This window comes from Sulfolobales archaeon (genome assembly GCA_038881635.1).
GTDB lineage: Archaea > Thermoproteota > Thermoprotei_A > Sulfolobales > AG1 > WYEN01.
In genome coordinates, this window is record JAVZPJ010000002.1 from 44,652 (window position 1) to 60,719 (window position 16,068).

Here is a 16,068-nt window from a genome sequence, read left to right on the forward strand (position 1 = left end):
AAGAAAAGATTAGCAAAAGGTGTTCTAAATGGTTCCGGATGATTTTCTAGTTCTAGATTGGGAGGATGTGTTCAGCGGTATAAGAGCTCTTGCCAAAAAGATCTATGAGAGCGGATATATTCCAGATGCTGTGGTAGGGATCTTTAGAAACGGATGGATCATAGGAAGACTTCTAGGAGATCTCCTCGGCGTGGAAGAGATAGGAGGTGTAGGAGTTAAGTTTTATAAGTCTATCGGAGAAACTAGAGAGAGACCTCTAGTAATATCAGGCCCCACCATTAGTGTCAGGGATCAAAGGATCCTCCTAGCAGATGATGTGAGTGATAGTGGAAGAACTCTTCAGGTCGCAGTAGATCTCGTAAGACTATACGGAGCTCGAGAGGTTAGAACTGCAACACTCTATATTAAGAAGAGAACAATGCTGATACCAGACTACTACCATGGAGAGACTGATAAATGGATTATATTTCCGTGGGAGTACGGCGAGACCATAAGAGAACTCGCCATGAAGAAATTTAGAGATGTCAGCTTCAACTCTATAAGAAAGATTGCTGAGACTCTTAAAATATATGATGAGGAACTCATAAGAATAATCTATGAATCCACTTCTGTGAGAATGAAGAGATAAAAAGCTAGATTTGCCTCCGGCAACCGCTTTGAGTTTATATTTTATTTTCTCATATACGTAAGGCTGTGAAAGATGTCTTTTGATCTTTTCCAAGAGCTATGCAAGGTGATTCTATTTTTATGCTGATCTAGGATCTGTAATATCAACGTGTAGATATTCATCTAAAGAACCGGAAGAGGCTTATATAGCATAACCCATGAGATCTTGGGCTATTAGAATTAAATGCGAGAATAGCGATCATATTAAGTAGATAATTATGAAGGGTAGAAAATTAAAAATTGTGTCATTCAAACTCGATGAGAGAGAGCTTGAGATATTAGATAGGTATGCTGAAAATCATGGAATGAGCAGATCTGAGGTTATTAGGAGAGCTTTATTCAAGATCATATCTCAGGAAAATGATGAGAACAATGAAGATCACGAGATAAAGATTCTTAGAAGAGGTCTTCCCACATTTATAGAGAGCGATAATAATATTGAATACATAGGAAAAGAAAAAGATCTAAAAGAAGATCATTTCAAGAGAAACAGAGTAGAAATAGCAGTAAGAGACCTCTCCTAAAGAAAGCTTGTAAGCCGACTCCACCACATGAAAAGTCTCAAAGCCCTACCTTTATCTCGATGAAAGCTGGTATCATGCTTAAAATCCTATACAGATATATTATTAGGGAGCCGCGGTAGTATAGCCCGGTCAAGTATGCGGGCCTCTCGAGCCCGTGACGCGAGAGGCGCGGGATACCCGGGTTCAAATCCCGGCCGCGGCATAGTATTTCTGTTTAATATGTTTAAGCTGGGTAGCATTATAATATTATAGTGTAGCTTGGCTGTGGAATCTGTGGGAGGATTAGATCTTGCAGCCAGTGAGAGTAGGTGTAGCGGTTTTGCAGTTTTAGAAGTAGATGCTCTAGCCATAGTTCAGGTTAGATGTCTCTATAGAGATGATGAGATCTTAGATGAGATACTTCGTTCTCGTATCAGGCTTGTTGCAGTTGATGCTCCTCTATCTCCAGAGCCTGTATACAGAAAGATTGATAGAATAGCTAGGTCTATGGGGTATCCAGTATTACCACCTGTATTAGGACCTATGAAGCTTCTTGTTAGAAGAGCTTGGAGGATAAAGGATCTTATTGAGAGGAGAGGGATTTCAGTTATAGAGACTCATCCTAGAAGTGCTATGATAAGCTCTAGAGCTAAAGATCTATATGATCTCTTGAACAGATTTAGGATCAGGATAGATCTAGATATTGATCTGAAGAGATTGAAAAAGGATCTGGTGGATGCTATAATAGCCTCAGTAGTAGCGTTCTGTTATATGACTGGTAAGTGCTCTGAGGAAGTTAGAGCAGAAGATGGTGTGATATATCTGATAAAATCTCTCTACTAGAAAATGAACCTATGATCGAGAGTTTGCTCCGGATCAAGTAAAAGATCTGGCTTCTTATTCAATCTATAAGTCTGGATCTCATATAATAATATGGTGCTTCTCCTGCGAGATGAACAATGTAAAGACCTGATCATAAGAAGAGCAGGTATAAGTGATGCAGAAGGAATCTACAAGATGTATTCTTTAATGTCCGAAGAGGATCTATACAGAAGATTTCTCTATATAAAACGACCTTCTAAAGAGGAGATTGAGGCCTATCTAAGAGATCCAAGATGTGTTATATATATAGCTGAGATCTGTGGAATGGTTGTTGGAGAAGGTTTTCTACATAGATCTGGAGAGATCGCCATCATAGTACACCCGGATTTCAGGGGGAGGGGGATCGGAAAAAGAATTTTCGCATCACTGTATAAGGAGGCTAGAAAGATGAATATTGAAAAATTATTCTTCTACACATCACCACATAACATTCCGGTAATAAGGATCGCGATAAGATTCGGATGTAGGCTTAGAATTGTAGAGGGTTTGTACATGGGTGTGATAGATATATGTCCTGAAACAGATAATATACTAAGAGAGATCCTGGGTGAGGATCATGCCCACCATACATTTGTATAGAGATGATTCTTATCAGAAGATATTTAGAGCTAGAATAGTTTCTATAACGAACCAAGGCATTCTACTAGATCAGACAATATTTCACCCGGAGAGCGGAGGTGTTGCTACAGACACAGGAGTAATAAGATGTTGTGGAAGGATCTATAGAGTTGTTAAAGCAGTCCATGATAAAGATAATGATGATGTATATCACGTACTAGATTCTTACGAAGGACTCTATGAAGGCGCTGAAGTTGAAGGCGAGATAGACTGGGAGAGAAGATATAGACTTATGAAGCTTCACACAGCAGCTCATATTATATCAGCTATAATGTATAGAGACTACAATGCACTTATAACAGGAGGCCAGGTAGAGCCTGATTATGCTAGAGATGACTTCTCGCTGGAGAAATTTGATAGAAGCATTTTTGAAGATGTGATTGCTAAAGCTAATGAGGTTATTAGAAGAGGTATAGAAGTTAAAATATACTATATGAGCAGAGAAGAAGCTCTCAAGATCCCTGGAATAACAAAACTAGCGGAAAAAACTCCACCAGAGTATAGAGTTCTCAGGATAGTAGAGATCCCTGGAATAGATCTTCAGGCTGACGGAGGTCCTCATGTCAGAAACACGAGAGAAATCGGAGGACTAGTATTGCTTAAAGTTGAGAACAGGGGTAGAAATAAGAGAAGAATATATTACACTCTAGCTCCAAACCAGGCTTAGGAAGGATGGGAAGGAGTTTAGAGCTCTAGGGTGTTTTATCAGATCCTATATCTTCTAGTACTCTCCATAGATATCTCAGACCTCTGATCACATAAGCTCTTCTGCTAAGTCTTATGAAATCAGCTTCGAGATCTCTTTTCACAAGAACTGATCTTACACCAGCTCTCAGAGCTCCTACAAGATCGTGCTCTAGCGAGTCTCCTACATGAACGATCTCCTCAAGCTTAACATTAAATCTCTTAGCGAGATATTCGAAGATCTCTTTCTCAGGCTTCATAAAACCTATTTCATCAGAGAATACTGTCGCGTTAAAAAACTCAAGCAGATTATTCATATGAAGTAGATATCTCACTATCATACCAGGCCAGAACATCACATTACTCACAACTCCTATGAGGAATCCTCTTTTTTTAAGATCTTTTAACGTATCCAATACATCTTCATAGGCTAGATCTCTTATTTCTTCATCTAGAAGTGTTCTTACTAGAGCTCTGAATAGGGTCTCAAGATCTATTCCTAGACCTTCTGCAAAGTACTCTCCAGAATCTATTATGATTCTCTTAAATCCTCCTGACAATCTCTCACTAATCGCATCTCTATACACTCTCTTCAAGGTTTTATATATCTCATCGTAAGGTCTTCCAACTTCTGAAGATATCTTCACAGATAGAATCTGGTAGAACTTATCTATATCAAGCAATGTGTTCCACACGTCAAAGGATAATACTCTGATCATTGCTATATCCAGCACCCTTATAATAGTTAGTAGAAGCTCTTAAGTAATGAGGTTAGAGATAAATAGCTTAAACATAGTGTTTCTATGGTGATGTAATTGAGTAAGGATTTAAAGATTGCTGTTGTAAGCGATTCTCATGATAATATGATCGCCGTTGATAAAGCTATTAAGGTGATCAAGGACAGAGGAATTAGCACTGTGATTCATCTCGGAGATTTTGTAGCACCTTTCACACTTCTCAGATTCATAGACGCCGGGCTGAAGGTTTTCGGGGTTTATGGTAATAATGATGGTGAGAAGTTAGGTCTCAGAAGAATTGCTGAAAGGAATGGTTCAGAGATCTATGATCCTCCTCATGTATTATTATTAGGCGGAAGAAAGATCCTGCTGCTCCATGGGGTAGGCCCTGCTGATGAGAGTAGAGAATATGCTGAAGCTCTGGCAAGCTCGGGTTATTATGATGTCGTTTTATACGGGCATACACATGTGATAGATAGTAGAATGATTAAAAGCACTCTACTTCTAAATCCTGGAGAGTTGTATGGTTATTTAACTGGAAGATCATCTATAGCTATATTGGATCTTCAGAAGATGGATGTTGAGATAGTAATACTATAGTGAGGGTATTTAGATGTCTGTATTCTATTTAATAGGAGTAGGACTTCACCTGAGAATGATCTCTTTAGAGGCTTTAGACATATTAAAGAACTCATGTGATTATATATTCTATGAAGAGTATACATCTTCTTCTTCAGAAGGTTCTTTAAAAGATCTCGAGAAACTAATAGGTAGAAAGATGGAAAAACTCTATAGAAGAGATCTTGAGGATCTTAGTGGTGAAGCTATTATAAAAAAGATTAAAGAAGGTGGCAGGGTCTGTCTAGTAAGTTGGGGAGATCCTCTAATAGCTACAACACACGTAGCTCTAGCTACAAGAATCATGAGAATGGGGTACAGTATTCGATATATACCAGGTGTCTCATCTATAACAGCATCTCTAAGCCTTACAGGTCTTATGATCTATAGACTTGGGAAGGTGAGTACTATAACGTATCCCAAAGATGGTATCTTAAGTGAGTATCCCTATCTAGTTCTCTATGATAATATCTCGAGAGAGCTGCACACAATATTTCTGCTAGAGATTGATGAAGAAAAAAAGATTTTTATGAACGTAAAAGACGCTCTCGATATATTAATAGAGCTGGAGAGGAGATTTGAAAAGAAGGTGATCTCGGATGATAAGCTAGCTATAGGTCTCAGCATAGGATCCAGATCTATAATATGTGGGGGTAGCATCAGATATCTTAGAACAGTATCTATAGAGAGATATCCTCAGATTCTCATAATACCTGCGAAACTCTACTTCACAGAGGAAGAGTATCTTAGGAGCATAGGAGTGTTAGAAGATCGTTGTATCGAGATCTAGAGCTAGAGAATGAAGATAGAAGTGCTTTCAGCATATAACCTCCTAGAGATCTCGAGAAAAAGTTTTTAGATATCAGAAAAATTTAAAGTATTGGATGAAGAATGCCGTGAGTCTGATAAAATGATGACGGCTTGTGTTTCTGACACTACTTGAAACCAGGTTTCCTTATACTGATTACATCTCTATTAACAAGTGTTGGAGGTATCTCGCCCTTATAGAATGCTATAAGATTGTCGGCAACAAGCTGAGCCATCGCTAGTCTAGTCTCATAGGTGGCACTACCAATATGAGGTGCTAGAACCACGTTATCATATCTGGTGAGAGGATGATCCGGAGGTAGAGGCTCTTCTTCGAATACATCCAGCCCGGCTCCTGCGATTCTTTTCTCCTCAAGTGCTTTGAGTAGTGCTTGGGTGTCTATGACCGCTCCTCGTGCTGTGTTAACTATTATAGCTGTTCTTTTAACTCTTCTTAGAAAATCCTCTCCGATCAGATGATATGTTTCTTTGGTCAATGGTGTGTGAACTGATATTATGTCTGATACCTCTGCAAGTCTGGCTAGATCCATATATTCTATTCCTAGACTTCTTTCTAGATCCTCTCTCCTCACAAGATCATAATACACAACTCTCATGCCAAAAGCTTTTCCAATTTCTGCAACCCTAGATCCTATACGTCCTAATCCTACAATCCCTAGTATTTTACCTTTAAGCTCTACACCAAGCATCATCTTAGGATGCCAGCTGGTGCCACTGCTCTTCCACCCACCACTTCTCACATACTTGTCAGCTTCTACAATTCTTCTAGCAACAGCTAGTATCAAAGCCCATGTAAGCTCTGCTGTAGCCTCTGTGAGAACTCCCGGAGTATTTGTCACGTAAACCCCGTGGCGGGTTGCACACTCTATATCTATATTATCAAATCCTACGGCATACTGAGCTATGATCCTTAGATTTCTACCTCTAGAGATAACCTCACAATCTATCTTATCGGTTAATAATGTTACTAGAGCATCGGAAGATCCTGCTTTCTCGAGAATCACATCTCTCGGAGGAGCATTATATCTATCCCAGATCTCTACCTCGTAAAACTCCTCAATTCTTCTAATAGCCTCATCGAAAAGTTCTCTTGTTATAAAAACCTTGGGTTTCAATAACGACACCATGAAGACTATAATATTTAAACACCTATATACTTTGAAAATCGATCGAGCTTACTAGAAAGATCAGAGATCTCAAAAATACGTAGGGTTTAGCTCTAATAATGGTTGATGCAGTATTCTCTTCTCTTTTCTTCTGCATGTTTTCAAGATGCTTCTGATATTCTTCAATTTGTTCTTCTGCCTATGTATAGATCTCATACTGAGATCAGATTCGGAGATGTAAGGTAAAAGATCCAATATTATAGCTGCAGCTTAGAGATTAGAAAACCAGCCGATACGAATAATCATAAAAATTCAAAGATTAAGATGAGCTTTCCAAAGGAATTTTCAATGCGCCAATCTACAGATCCTTTATATCGCGAGATCTATAATAGAAATTATGCTGAGCTCATTGCTAGATCACATGCTTCCTAATCATTTGATCATGTTTTATCTGTTTCACTTTAATGATCCTAATATAACCCTAATTTTTATTGAATCTACAATCTTATATTTGTTTACAATAAATTATTATTTTGGTGGTATGAGTTGGTCAGATTATCAGAGAGTCTTCTAGAGAGACTAAGAGATATTGTTGAGGTAGAACCTAGTGAGATACCTAGGTTCAAGACCTATCTTGCTGGTGAATGGGTTGATTCTAAAGAGTATTCTAATGTCTATAGCCCTATTGATGAGAGTATTATTGCTAGGATTTCCAAGCTCTCTCCTGAAATGATTGAGAGTGTTATCGACAAGATCTATAGAAGTGGTAGGTGGAGTGCTAGGAATCTTCCAGGCTATAAAAGACTTGAAGTTTTTAAAAAAGCTGCCGACATGTTAAGAGAATACCAGGATCAATTGGTTGAAGTTCTTGTTCTAAATGCCGGCAAGACTATTCCTGCTGCAAAGGGTGAGGTTAAAGCTTCAATAGATCGTTTTGAGAGAGCTGATATGGATCTGAAGAGAGTTTTCGGAGATTACATACCAGGAGATTGGAGTGATGAGACTACGGAGACCGAGGGGATCATAAGAAGAGAGCCTATAGGTGTTGTTCTTATAATAACACCTTTTAACTATCCTCTATTTGATGCAGTCAATAAAATAGTATACTCATTTATTGTTGGAAATGCTTTCATACTCAAGCCAGCTTCCGCAGATCCTCTACCAGCGATAATTTTGGCCAGGATCCTTGAGAAGGCTGGGATGCCTAGAGATTCCTTCGCGATACTCACGGTATCTGGGAGAGATATGAACAGGATCTTATCTGACAAGAGAATTTCAGGTATAAGCCTTACAGGAAGCACTGAAACCGGAGAGAAGGTTCTTAAAGAAGCAGGAATCAAACAATATATAATGGAATTAGGAGGAGGAGATCCTGCGATAGTTCTCTCCGATGCAGATGCTAGATGGGCTGCTCAGAGAATTGCGAGAGGTATCTTCAGCTATAGTGGTCAGAGATGTGATGCTATAAAGCTTATCCTTGCAGAAGAAGAGATTTATGAGGATCTTAAGAAGCTTCTCATCGAAGAACTTAGAAGAGTAAGAGTAGGAGATCCTAGGGATCCTAATGTTGATATGGGTCCTCTAATAGATTCTTCATCGGCTGATACAATGATTAAAGCTATTGAAGATGCTGTTTCTAAGGGTGCTAGAATTCTTGTGGGAGGAAGAAGGCTTGGGAGGACATATGTAGAGCCTACGTTAATAGAAGCTGATAAGAGTGTGATCAGAGATCTAGAGCTTTATAAAAACGAGATCTTCGCACCAATAGCATTAATCACGAAGATCTCTAACATAGATGAAGCAATAGAACTTAGCAATGGAAGAAGATATGGTCTTGACGCAGCTATATTCGGTAGAGATATTAACAAGATTAGAAAACTCATCAGATTCCTCGAGGTAGGAGCTATATATATTAACGACTACCCACGTCATGGGATAGGATACTATCCGTTTGGAGGTAGAAAGGATTCAGGGATCGGAAGAGAAGGCGTGGGATACTCGCTAGAATATGTCACAGCATACAAGAGTATAGTATATAACTATAAAGGCGCTGGAGTCTGGGAGTATCTATAAAAGCTTCCTAGGTGTAAGCTTTTTAAACTTTTAGGCTTTAATAAAGCAGTAGAAATGATGTGATTTTATTGATAGTCTCTATCACACCTGAGATAGGCATTGATGAAATCCCGATATATGCTGGAGGGCTTGGAATTCTCGAGGGAGACAAGTTTCTTGAGGCTGCTAGAAGAGATTTAAACTATACCGTGCTAACACTCTTCTATAGAAGAGGCTATGTGTATTATGATGTAGTAGATGGGGAGATTAAAGAGATTGAGAAAGACTTCAGCAACTACAGATCTCTTCTTAGAGAGGAGGAGCCTTTAGAAGTATCATATGATGGAGAGAAGATCTTGATAAAACCTCTTGTTTACACACTTAATAAAGCTAGGATAGTATACTTCGATATATCTGGTCCGGAGAAGTTCTCTCGTAAGCTGGACAGACTCTATATAGAGGATGAAACTTACTCGTTTGAAGCTAAGTACAGTATACTTGCCAAGGCTTCTTACGAGTACATGGATAAGAGGATCGGCTTCAAGAATATAAGCATTATCGACATCCAAGAATCTCTAGCATCTCTTATATCTCTTCTCCTCCCTCATAGTATCAGGAAGAGATTGATCATACATACACCAGGTCCCTGGGGTCATCCTAAGTTCTCTAGAGAGACTCTCTCAAGAGAATTTGGCTATATTGATGGCGAGCAGATTCTTACAAAGATCTCGGCATCAAGAGTCGATGAAGTTTATACAGTATCGGAGAAGCATTATGAAATAACTCTATCAACTTTTCCCGAGTTCTCAGGGAAGTTATCCTACGTGACCAATGGTATTAACATAGAGAGATGGGTTCATAGAGAGATTAAAAAATTCTACAAACTAGATAAAATAGATCCAAGAGATTTTCACGAGGCGCATATGAAGGCTAAGATAGAACTAGTAGATCTTCTAAAGAACTATAAGAAAATAGATGTAGACTCCGATAAAATGATAATCTCCTGGGCCAGAAGAGTTACAAGGTATAAGAGACCATATTTCATGATAAGACTTGCTGAGGATCTTGCTGATAGAGATGATGTACTCATAGTATTAGGTGGGAAAGCACATCCGAAAGACCTTGAAGGATTAGGGTATATGAGGATCTTCAGAGAACTTCATGAGGAATATAAAAACGTTGTATACATACATGATTATGATGTAGAGAAAGCCAAGCTGATACTCTCAGGATCAGATCTCTTACTATTCACACCATTCCCAGGATGGGAGGCTTCTGGAACTAGCTTTATGAAGGCAGGAGCTAATGGAGTTCCATCACTAGCATCACGTGATGGAGCAGCTCTCGAGATGATTAGAGACGGATTCAATGGCTGGTTCTTCGGCTCTGATATAAGATATCCTATAGACCTCTACTCGACAAGTGCTTCGGAAATTGATCAAAGAGATTACAAGGATTTCCACGAGAAACTCATGATGATCCTAGATCTTTATCATGAAGATTATGATTCATATGTAGAGATAATGATTAATTCTATGAAGACTTATGGTATCGAAGCAGATATCTGGAGAGTTCTGAAGACACTCTACTCCGATATCATGAATAGATGAGATATAAAAGAGGATCTATTAGAGAAAAAATTTTATACTACTATTAGATCTGTTAGATCCCTTAGATCCCTGATCTTCTCAAGATTCATTGTTTTATCCGTAATCTCTCTCAGATTCTCTTCTCTAATCCTTCCACTACTCAGCTTCATGAATTTGCTTTCAACCTCACTCCATGTCATGGGATTTCTAAAGTGCCCCTTAGGATATGTTGATGTCTCAATAAACAAACCTCCTCCTCTAGTTCTGATCTCTATAGTGTTAGGTATACCCTCAGGATAGATCTTGTCATACTCAGGATCTACCTCGACGGTCATTTTACCCATTAGCTCTCTAACATCTTTTCCAAGAATCTTCTCGTTCGAAAAGCTGTCAATCCATATATAGCCATCTAATAAAGCTCTGGCTACTATGTAGGGCAGGCTATGATCTGCTGTTTCTCTAGTCCTAGGATCCCATTTCTCAGGATCTTTAGCTATGATCCTGTAGCACACAGTAAAAGTTTTAATCCTGATGCTCTCGACATCCTTAGCAGATACTTTACCTCTAAGTTTCAGAGCGGCTTCGACTGCAGACATAGCGTGATACTCTACAGGCCAGTATTTAATAGAAGTCCTATGAACTTGAAACATCTCACCGTTAAAACCTCCGAATCTATCTATATCAAATCTCTGCTTAGAAACCACATTGAAGAATCCGAATTCACCTTCGAAAACTGGTGATGGTCCTGTAAAGCCTTCTGAAGCTAGAAGAGCTAAGAACAAACCTTTCCTAGCTGAGTTAGCTGCTGTAGCTCCCTTCCACATGCTGAGTTCTCCAGCTCTTGTCTGTCTGAGAGATAAGGATTCGTTGACAGCGAGATTTATAGCATGATAGGTCTTCTCCAAGGGTAGATCTAATAGCTTAGAAACTCCTGCAGCGGTTCCTATGACTATATATGTCACATGATCTACTCCAACACTTCTCACAGAGAAAGCATCTGCAAGTCTTGTAGCTATTTCATAGGCTACTGCTATGGAGAGAAGAGTCTGTCTACCGTCAACTCCTCTATCCTCGGCCATGGCAATAATAGCAGGAATCATATCACTCGGGTGAAGAGCTTCTTTAGATAGATAGGTATCGTTAAAGTCAAGATATCTCACTCCAACACCATTAGCGAAAGCAGCCATTTCCGGACTTGTTCTAAAACCCTCACCCCACACACTCGAACCTCTTCCAGAAGGCTTAACCTCTCTGGCAACCCTTCTAGCAATTTCATAGGGTTTCTCGCTGAAGGCTCCTACAGCTACTCCTATAGAGTCGAGCACTCTCTTTTTAATTTCTTCATATGTTTTCTCATCAACTTCCTTATATGAGATCCCTGAAACATATTCAGCGATCTTCCAAGAAAGATCTCTGAACCTCATATAAAACCCGTTAGTTAATTATAAATCCAAAAATATAGATTAAGATTTAATAAAGTTCTAGGGTGCATCTCATGAGAAGAATCGCTGTAGTCACAGGAGCTAGCTCAGGTATTGGAAGAGAGCTTGTGTATCAACTTGCCGAAAGAGGTTATAACATGATCATGATATCTAGAAGGAGAGATGTTCTAGAAAGTATAGCAGAAGATCTCAAGAGGAAAAATGTTGAAGCAAATCCTATAGAGTTCGACCTGAGCAGAGTAGATGAGATTAAGACACTGGCTGAGAAAATACTATCTATATCCAGCGGCATAGACTTGCTCGTAAATAATGCAGGAGCAGGAATATACGGACCTCTCCAGGAGTTAGAGGATTTCGATATTATGAGAATTATAAATCTCAATCTTATAGCTCCAATACTTCTTACAAAGAATCTTCTCAAAGCTCTGATAGATAGGAGAGGTTGCATAGTTAATATAAGTAGCCTCGCAGCTTATACTCCAATACCCTGGCTAGAAGTGTATGCATCAACAAAAGCTGCTCTAGCTCTATTCACAGACACGCTGAGAATAGAGCTTAAACCCTATGGAGTAAGGGTTTTAGGAGTTCTACCAGGCTATGTAGCTACAGAATTTCATAGAAATACTATAACTACTCCTACGTCATCAAGGATCAGAGGAGGTGTTCGAGGACCTGTTCTAGATCCTAAGTATGTTGCTAAGGTGCTTGTCGATAAGATCTCTGATGAGAAGTTCAACGGAAACATAATTCCTTCAAAGATCTATAGGATCTCTTTCTCACTTCTTAGACTGGCAGATCCTTTGATGAGAGTATATATAAGTAGAGAGTATATGAGAAGACTGAAAGAAATGAAGAGATAGAGTGAGAAAGATAGATTCACAGGTCACAGCGTGGGTTTCACATCATCAGTCAGTTCTTAAAACCTCGTTCATCCCGTTACTCTATTCTCCTTCAATTAATTTAATTATCTTGTCAGCTATACTTTTGAACTCTATTGATGCTGGAGACTCAGGATATTTTACGAAGAATACTTCTCCTCTGTCATTACTCTCCGAGATCCTAGGATCTAGAGGGATCTTCCCTAGAAGTTCTACTCCAAGAGCTCTGGCAAGCATCTCTCCTCCGCCACTCCCAAATATGTTATAGACCTTTCCATTATCACACACGAAATAACTCATATTCTCAATAACACCTAGAACCTTCACATCTTTATTAAAAGCCTCTTTAACAGCTTCTACAAATCTTATAGATTTAGCAACCGCGTAAGAGCTAACCTCTGAAGGCAGTGTTACGAATATAACGTAATCCACTGGAACTATCTGAAAGATGTTAAGAGCGTCATCTCCTGTACCGGGGGGAGCGTCTATAAGGAGATAATCTAGGAAACCCCATTCAACGTCTTCTAGAAACTGTTGTAATGCTTTAAGCTTTATAGCGCCTCTCCACGAAACAGGCATTGTCTTGTCAGCGAGCATGAAGTCTATCGAGACAATCTTTATTCCCAGACTATTCTCTACGGGTATTATCACCTGCTCTCCCTTCTCATTTAGAACTGCTCCTAGAAATCTGTCTACAACTCCTAGCATTCTAGGGATCGAAGGGCCGTGAAAATCCGCGTCTGCAACGCCTACCTTCTTGTTTCTGAGTGCTAGAGCCATTGCAAGAGATGATGTGACGAATGATTTTCCAACACCACCTTTACCACTTAGAATCAGGATCTTATGTCTTATATTCTTCATTCTCTCTACAAGTTTTTTAGAGGTCATTGTCTGAGGTGCTCTCTGAGGAGCATGTATTCTGACGCCTCCACCGCTTTTCGGCATGTTCATTCTATAAGGATTCTCCTCCGAGTTCATTCTAAACTTCCTTTATCATCTATATTGAGAGTGGCAGCATATAAATACATGTCATCAGAATTCTCAGAGTTTATATGAGAGATTGATATTAATGTTGTTTGAAATCTATAGAACTATGGATTAAGATGTTCAAAAGAGAGATCGTGAAAATAGATCTAAAAGGTAGAATAGCTATACCTAAGCATATAAGAGAAGAGGTAGGGCTTGTAGAAGGGGGGAGTGCTCTAATCGAGATAGGTAGTGATATGAGATCTATTGTGATAAGACCATTAGATTTAAAAGGATCTCTCGTTAGAATCTATTCAGAGGGTAGAAGAAGTTTGGAAGAGATTCTCAAAGATCTTAGGGAGGTTTCACCAGATATAGAATTGATAGAGATTCATTATATAAAGAATGGAGATATGCATAGATGTAATATACTGATTTCTACATCTCGTGAGAATGCCGAGAAAATCTTAGAAAAACTCTCTCCAGCATACACTATCGAGAAACTATTTTAAGATGTTGAGAGGTGGTTCTATAGCTCATGTAGGTTCAGGGATCTACAGGATTTCAGGACCTGATATCACATCAGTTTTTGACGACTCATCATATCTTGTGACGTATGATAACTGCAGTATTCTAATAGATTCTGGAAGTGGTATTTCTATTAAGATTATGATAGAATACATACTCTCCGTAATAAGAGATCTGAGAGATCTTAAGTATCTTATAATAACTCACGCGCATCATAGGAATTCAGGAGGGGTTGCATACATAAGAGATCTACAGCCTGAGATCATGGTGATCGCTCACACCCCCGATAGTTATTATATTAGAAATCCTGAGAAGAAATATAACCAATTTATAGAGGAATTGGGAGTACAAAGACCTGCATATGTATCTATAGAGATCTCTGAAGAAGAGAGAGAGATAAAACTATGTGGCGACATCATTAGAATAATCCATACACCATGTCACACGGAGGGTTCTATGAGTATTCTAATTAGCAGAGGCAATATACTATATGCCTTTGTAGGAGGATTATTAGAAGAGAGGATCTCTTCAGAGCAGTGTAGAGAGAGTTTCAGGAGAATTCTAGCCTATAGACCGGATGTAACATGCTACTCGCAGGGTTGTATCTATGGATCTGATAGACTGGAAAATATTATGAGGGGTTTTGAATGAGCAAGAAAATTCTTATCGGAACATGCGGCACCCCTGTGAGAAAAGAAGAGATCTATAGGAATCTTGATGCTGTAGAGATTCAAGAGACATTTTATAATTTAATACCACTAGAGAGAGCTGGAAAGATCCTGTTAGAGAGACCCGAGGGCTTTGTGGTGGCAGCGAAAGTATTTCAAGCAATAACCCACCCTAGTACAAGTCCTACTTGGAGGAAAATGAGGGGAAGATTAGAAGGGGATCTAAGCATGTATGGAGATCTCAAGCCTTCCAGAGAGAATCTAAATGCTTGGGAGAAATTTTTGAATATAGCTAAAGCTATGAGAGCTGAAATTGCCGTGTTTCAGACGCCTCCATCTTTCGGATACTCCGCTGAGAACTATTCTAATGTTGTAGAATTCTTCAGATCTATAGATAGAGGAGGTCTTAAGATCGCTTGGGAACCTCGTGGAAGCTGGAATAAGCCTGATAATAGAGATATTCTCTGCAGAATCTACGAAGATCTTGGGGTGATTCAGGCATTAGATATCTTCAGAAATAAACCCTGCACAGGTAGTCAGGATTCTCTTTATATAAGACTTCACGGGATAGGTGCTGGCGAGGTCAACTATAGGTATAGATATTCTGACGAGGATCTTATAAGGCTTAGAGATATGATTCTAGAGACTCATCATAGAACTATCTACATTATGTTCAACAACGTTTACATGTATGAAGATGCGGTAAGAATGAAGAAGCTTCTTAAAACGCTCGATGAGGGAGTGGAAGCATGATGAGAGCTTTAAGACTTCCAGATGAGTTAAGACAGGAACTTTCTAGACCTGTAGGATATTTCATAGAAGGGCTTGATCATATGTCTGTAGCTCTGAGAGCTTTGAATATTATTAGAGGTAGGAGATGCTGGTGTGTCGGAGATCAAGTTGTTAGAAGCTTTATAAATGCAGGTTTTGTACCAGATATAGCTGTGATAGATCGAAAGACTTCTAGAAGTAAGCCTGTTGACATGTCCGATGTGGAAAAAATATATAGAGATTCAGGATCTATTCATATTATCAGAAATCCTCCAGGCTATATCAATTTAGAAGTAATAGATCTTATAAGAGAGATCTCAAGTGATAGAGGCAGACATCATCTTGTGATAGTAGAGGGGGAGGAAGACTTGATATCACTCGCCGTACTTGGGTATGCACCTATTGGAGATGTCCTCATATATGGAATCCCAGGAAGAGGAATCGTGATCATATTTATAGATCCTGATATGAAGTCTAGAGCTTTAGATGTGATGAGAAGAATGACTTTGGAAGAGATCAGGGTTTAAACTCC

The 16,068-nt window shown here is 39.1% G+C and carries 18 protein-coding genes and 1 tRNA gene; 15 read left to right on the top strand and 4 right to left on the bottom strand.

Annotation, left to right across the window (positions count from 1 at the left end; all coding sequences use genetic code 11):
• Positions 1-28: 28 nt before the first annotated feature.
• The 6 genes from QXS89_01880 (at position 29) to alaXM (ending at position 3,336) form a co-directional block, all read left to right on the top strand.
• Entirely contained in the window at positions 29-628 is a 600-nt protein-coding gene (locus QXS89_01880) for a phosphoribosyltransferase (GenBank protein MEM3830932.1), read from the top strand.
• 256 nt (positions 629-884) lie between these two features.
• On the top strand, positions 885-1,190 hold the full coding sequence (locus QXS89_01885) for a DUF6290 family protein (GenBank protein ID MEM3830933.1): 306 nt from the start codon (positions 885-887) through the stop codon (positions 1,188-1,190).
• A gap of 109 nt (positions 1,191-1,299) precedes the next feature.
• Positions 1,300-1,392, top strand: a tRNA-Glu gene (locus tag QXS89_01890).
• A gap of 62 nt (positions 1,393-1,454) precedes the next feature.
• Positions 1,455-2,012, top strand: coding sequence for a DUF429 domain-containing protein (locus QXS89_01895; protein MEM3830934.1), 558 nt, complete (start codon positions 1,455-1,457; stop codon positions 2,010-2,012).
• Between the two features lie 90 nt (positions 2,013-2,102).
• Complete coding sequence (locus QXS89_01900; GenBank protein ID MEM3830935.1) at positions 2,103-2,630, top strand: GNAT family N-acetyltransferase; 528 nt, start codon at positions 2,103-2,105, stop codon at positions 2,628-2,630.
• Positions 2,608-3,336: an alanyl-tRNA editing protein AlaXM gene (alaXM, locus tag QXS89_01905; GenBank protein MEM3830936.1), complete on the top strand. Its 729-nt coding sequence runs from the start codon at positions 2,608-2,610 to the stop codon at positions 3,334-3,336. The genes QXS89_01900 and alaXM overlap by 23 nt, the downstream gene beginning before the upstream one ends.
• 25 nt (positions 3,337-3,361) lie before the next feature.
• Here alaXM and QXS89_01910 read toward each other — a convergent pair whose 3' ends face one another.
• The gene (locus QXS89_01910) at positions 3,362-4,072 is read right to left on the bottom strand and encodes an HAD family hydrolase (GenBank protein ID MEM3830937.1); all 711 of its coding nucleotides are present in this window, start codon (positions 4,070-4,072) and stop codon (positions 3,362-3,364) included.
• A gap of 96 nt (positions 4,073-4,168) precedes the next feature.
• Between QXS89_01910 and QXS89_01915 the strand changes: the two genes are divergently transcribed.
• Positions 4,169-4,690 carry a metallophosphoesterase gene (locus QXS89_01915; GenBank protein MEM3830938.1) on the top strand — a complete coding sequence of 174 codons (522 nt, stop codon included), beginning with the start codon at positions 4,169-4,171 and terminating at the stop codon, positions 4,688-4,690.
• Between the two features lie 13 nt (positions 4,691-4,703).
• Positions 4,704-5,498 carry a diphthine synthase gene (gene dph5 / locus QXS89_01920; GenBank protein MEM3830939.1) on the top strand — a complete coding sequence of 265 codons (795 nt, stop codon included), beginning with the start codon at positions 4,704-4,706 and terminating at the stop codon, positions 5,496-5,498.
• Between the two features lie 145 nt (positions 5,499-5,643).
• Here dph5 and gyaR read toward each other — a convergent pair whose 3' ends face one another.
• Complete coding sequence (gyaR, locus tag QXS89_01925) at positions 5,644-6,651, bottom strand: glyoxylate reductase (protein MEM3830940.1); 1,008 nt, start codon at positions 6,649-6,651, stop codon at positions 5,644-5,646.
• Between the two features lie 579 nt (positions 6,652-7,230).
• On the opposite strand from gyaR, the gene gapN reads away from it, so the two are divergent.
• On the top strand, positions 7,231-8,715 hold the full coding sequence (gene gapN, locus QXS89_01930) for an NADP-dependent glyceraldehyde-3-phosphate dehydrogenase (protein ID MEM3830941.1): 1,485 nt from the start codon (positions 7,231-7,233) through the stop codon (positions 8,713-8,715).
• Between the two features lie 68 nt (positions 8,716-8,783).
• Positions 8,784-10,304 carry a glycogen/starch/alpha-glucan phosphorylase gene (locus QXS89_01935; protein MEM3830942.1) on the top strand — a complete coding sequence of 507 codons (1,521 nt, stop codon included), beginning with the start codon at positions 8,784-8,786 and terminating at the stop codon, positions 10,302-10,304.
• A gap of 32 nt (positions 10,305-10,336) precedes the next feature.
• Here QXS89_01935 and QXS89_01940 read toward each other — a convergent pair whose 3' ends face one another.
• Positions 10,337-11,707, bottom strand: coding sequence for an MmgE/PrpD family protein (locus QXS89_01940; protein ID MEM3830943.1), 1,371 nt, complete (start codon positions 11,705-11,707; stop codon positions 10,337-10,339).
• 71 nt (positions 11,708-11,778) lie between these two features.
• Between QXS89_01940 and QXS89_01945 the strand changes: the two genes are divergently transcribed.
• The gene (locus tag QXS89_01945) at positions 11,779-12,585 is read left to right on the top strand and encodes an SDR family NAD(P)-dependent oxidoreductase (GenBank protein ID MEM3830944.1); all 807 of its coding nucleotides are present in this window, start codon (positions 11,779-11,781) and stop codon (positions 12,583-12,585) included.
• A gap of 81 nt (positions 12,586-12,666) precedes the next feature.
• Here the strand turns inward: QXS89_01945 and QXS89_01950 are convergent, their stop codons facing one another.
• Entirely contained in the window at positions 12,667-13,581 is a 915-nt protein-coding gene (locus QXS89_01950) for an Mrp/NBP35 family ATP-binding protein (GenBank protein ID MEM3830945.1), read from the bottom strand.
• Positions 13,582-13,679: 98 nt separating this feature from the next.
• On the opposite strand from QXS89_01950, the gene QXS89_01955 reads away from it, so the two are divergent.
• Genes QXS89_01955 through QXS89_01970 form a run of 4 tightly spaced genes read left to right on the top strand, consistent with a single transcriptional unit; the run spans position 13,680 to position 16,063 of the window.
• Positions 13,680-14,081 (top strand): hypothetical protein, encoded by a 402-nt coding sequence (locus tag QXS89_01955; GenBank protein MEM3830946.1) that lies wholly within the window; start codon positions 13,680-13,682, stop codon positions 14,079-14,081.
• A 1-nt stretch (position 14,082) separates the two neighbouring features.
• Positions 14,083-14,748, top strand: a complete 666-nt coding sequence (locus QXS89_01960; protein ID MEM3830947.1) for an MBL fold metallo-hydrolase — start codon at positions 14,083-14,085, stop codon at positions 14,746-14,748.
• Positions 14,745-15,518, top strand: a complete 774-nt coding sequence (locus tag QXS89_01965; GenBank protein MEM3830948.1) for a DUF72 domain-containing protein — start codon at positions 14,745-14,747, stop codon at positions 15,516-15,518. Before QXS89_01960 ends, QXS89_01965 begins: the two co-directional genes overlap by 4 nt.
• Positions 15,515-16,063 carry a DUF359 domain-containing protein gene (locus QXS89_01970; GenBank protein ID MEM3830949.1) on the top strand — a complete coding sequence of 183 codons (549 nt, stop codon included), beginning with the start codon at positions 15,515-15,517 and terminating at the stop codon, positions 16,061-16,063. Before QXS89_01965 ends, QXS89_01970 begins: the two co-directional genes overlap by 4 nt.
• Positions 16,064-16,068 lie beyond the last annotated feature (5 nt).

Excerpts from the sequence above, each read along its gene's own strand:
- QXS89_01880 (MEM3830932.1), top strand. The coding sequence starts at position 29 with ATGGTTCCGGATGATTTTCTAGTTCTAGATTGGGAGGATGTGTTCAGC.
- QXS89_01885 (MEM3830933.1), top strand. The coding sequence starts at position 885 with ATGAAGGGTAGAAAATTAAAAATTGTGTCATTCAAACTCGATGAGAGA.
- QXS89_01900 (MEM3830935.1), top strand. The coding sequence starts at position 2,103 with ATGGTGCTTCTCCTGCGAGATGAACAATGTAAAGACCTGATCATAAGA.
- alaXM (MEM3830936.1), top strand. The coding sequence starts at position 2,608 with ATGCCCACCATACATTTGTATAGAGATGATTCTTATCAGAAGATATTT.
- QXS89_01910 (MEM3830937.1), bottom strand. The coding sequence starts at position 4,072 with ATGATCAGAGTATTATCCTTTGACGTGTGGAACACATTGCTTGATATA.
- dph5 (MEM3830939.1), top strand. The coding sequence starts at position 4,704 with ATGTCTGTATTCTATTTAATAGGAGTAGGACTTCACCTGAGAATGATC.
- QXS89_01940 (MEM3830943.1), bottom strand. The coding sequence starts at position 11,707 with ATGAGGTTCAGAGATCTTTCTTGGAAGATCGCTGAATATGTTTCAGGG.
- QXS89_01945 (MEM3830944.1), top strand. The coding sequence starts at position 11,779 with ATGAGAAGAATCGCTGTAGTCACAGGAGCTAGCTCAGGTATTGGAAGA.
- QXS89_01950 (MEM3830945.1), bottom strand. The coding sequence starts at position 13,581 with ATGAACTCGGAGGAGAATCCTTATAGAATGAACATGCCGAAAAGCGGT.
- QXS89_01960 (MEM3830947.1), top strand. The coding sequence starts at position 14,083 with ATGTTGAGAGGTGGTTCTATAGCTCATGTAGGTTCAGGGATCTACAGG.
- QXS89_01965 (MEM3830948.1), top strand. The coding sequence starts at position 14,745 with ATGAGCAAGAAAATTCTTATCGGAACATGCGGCACCCCTGTGAGAAAA.
- QXS89_01970 (MEM3830949.1), top strand. The coding sequence starts at position 15,515 with ATGATGAGAGCTTTAAGACTTCCAGATGAGTTAAGACAGGAACTTTCT.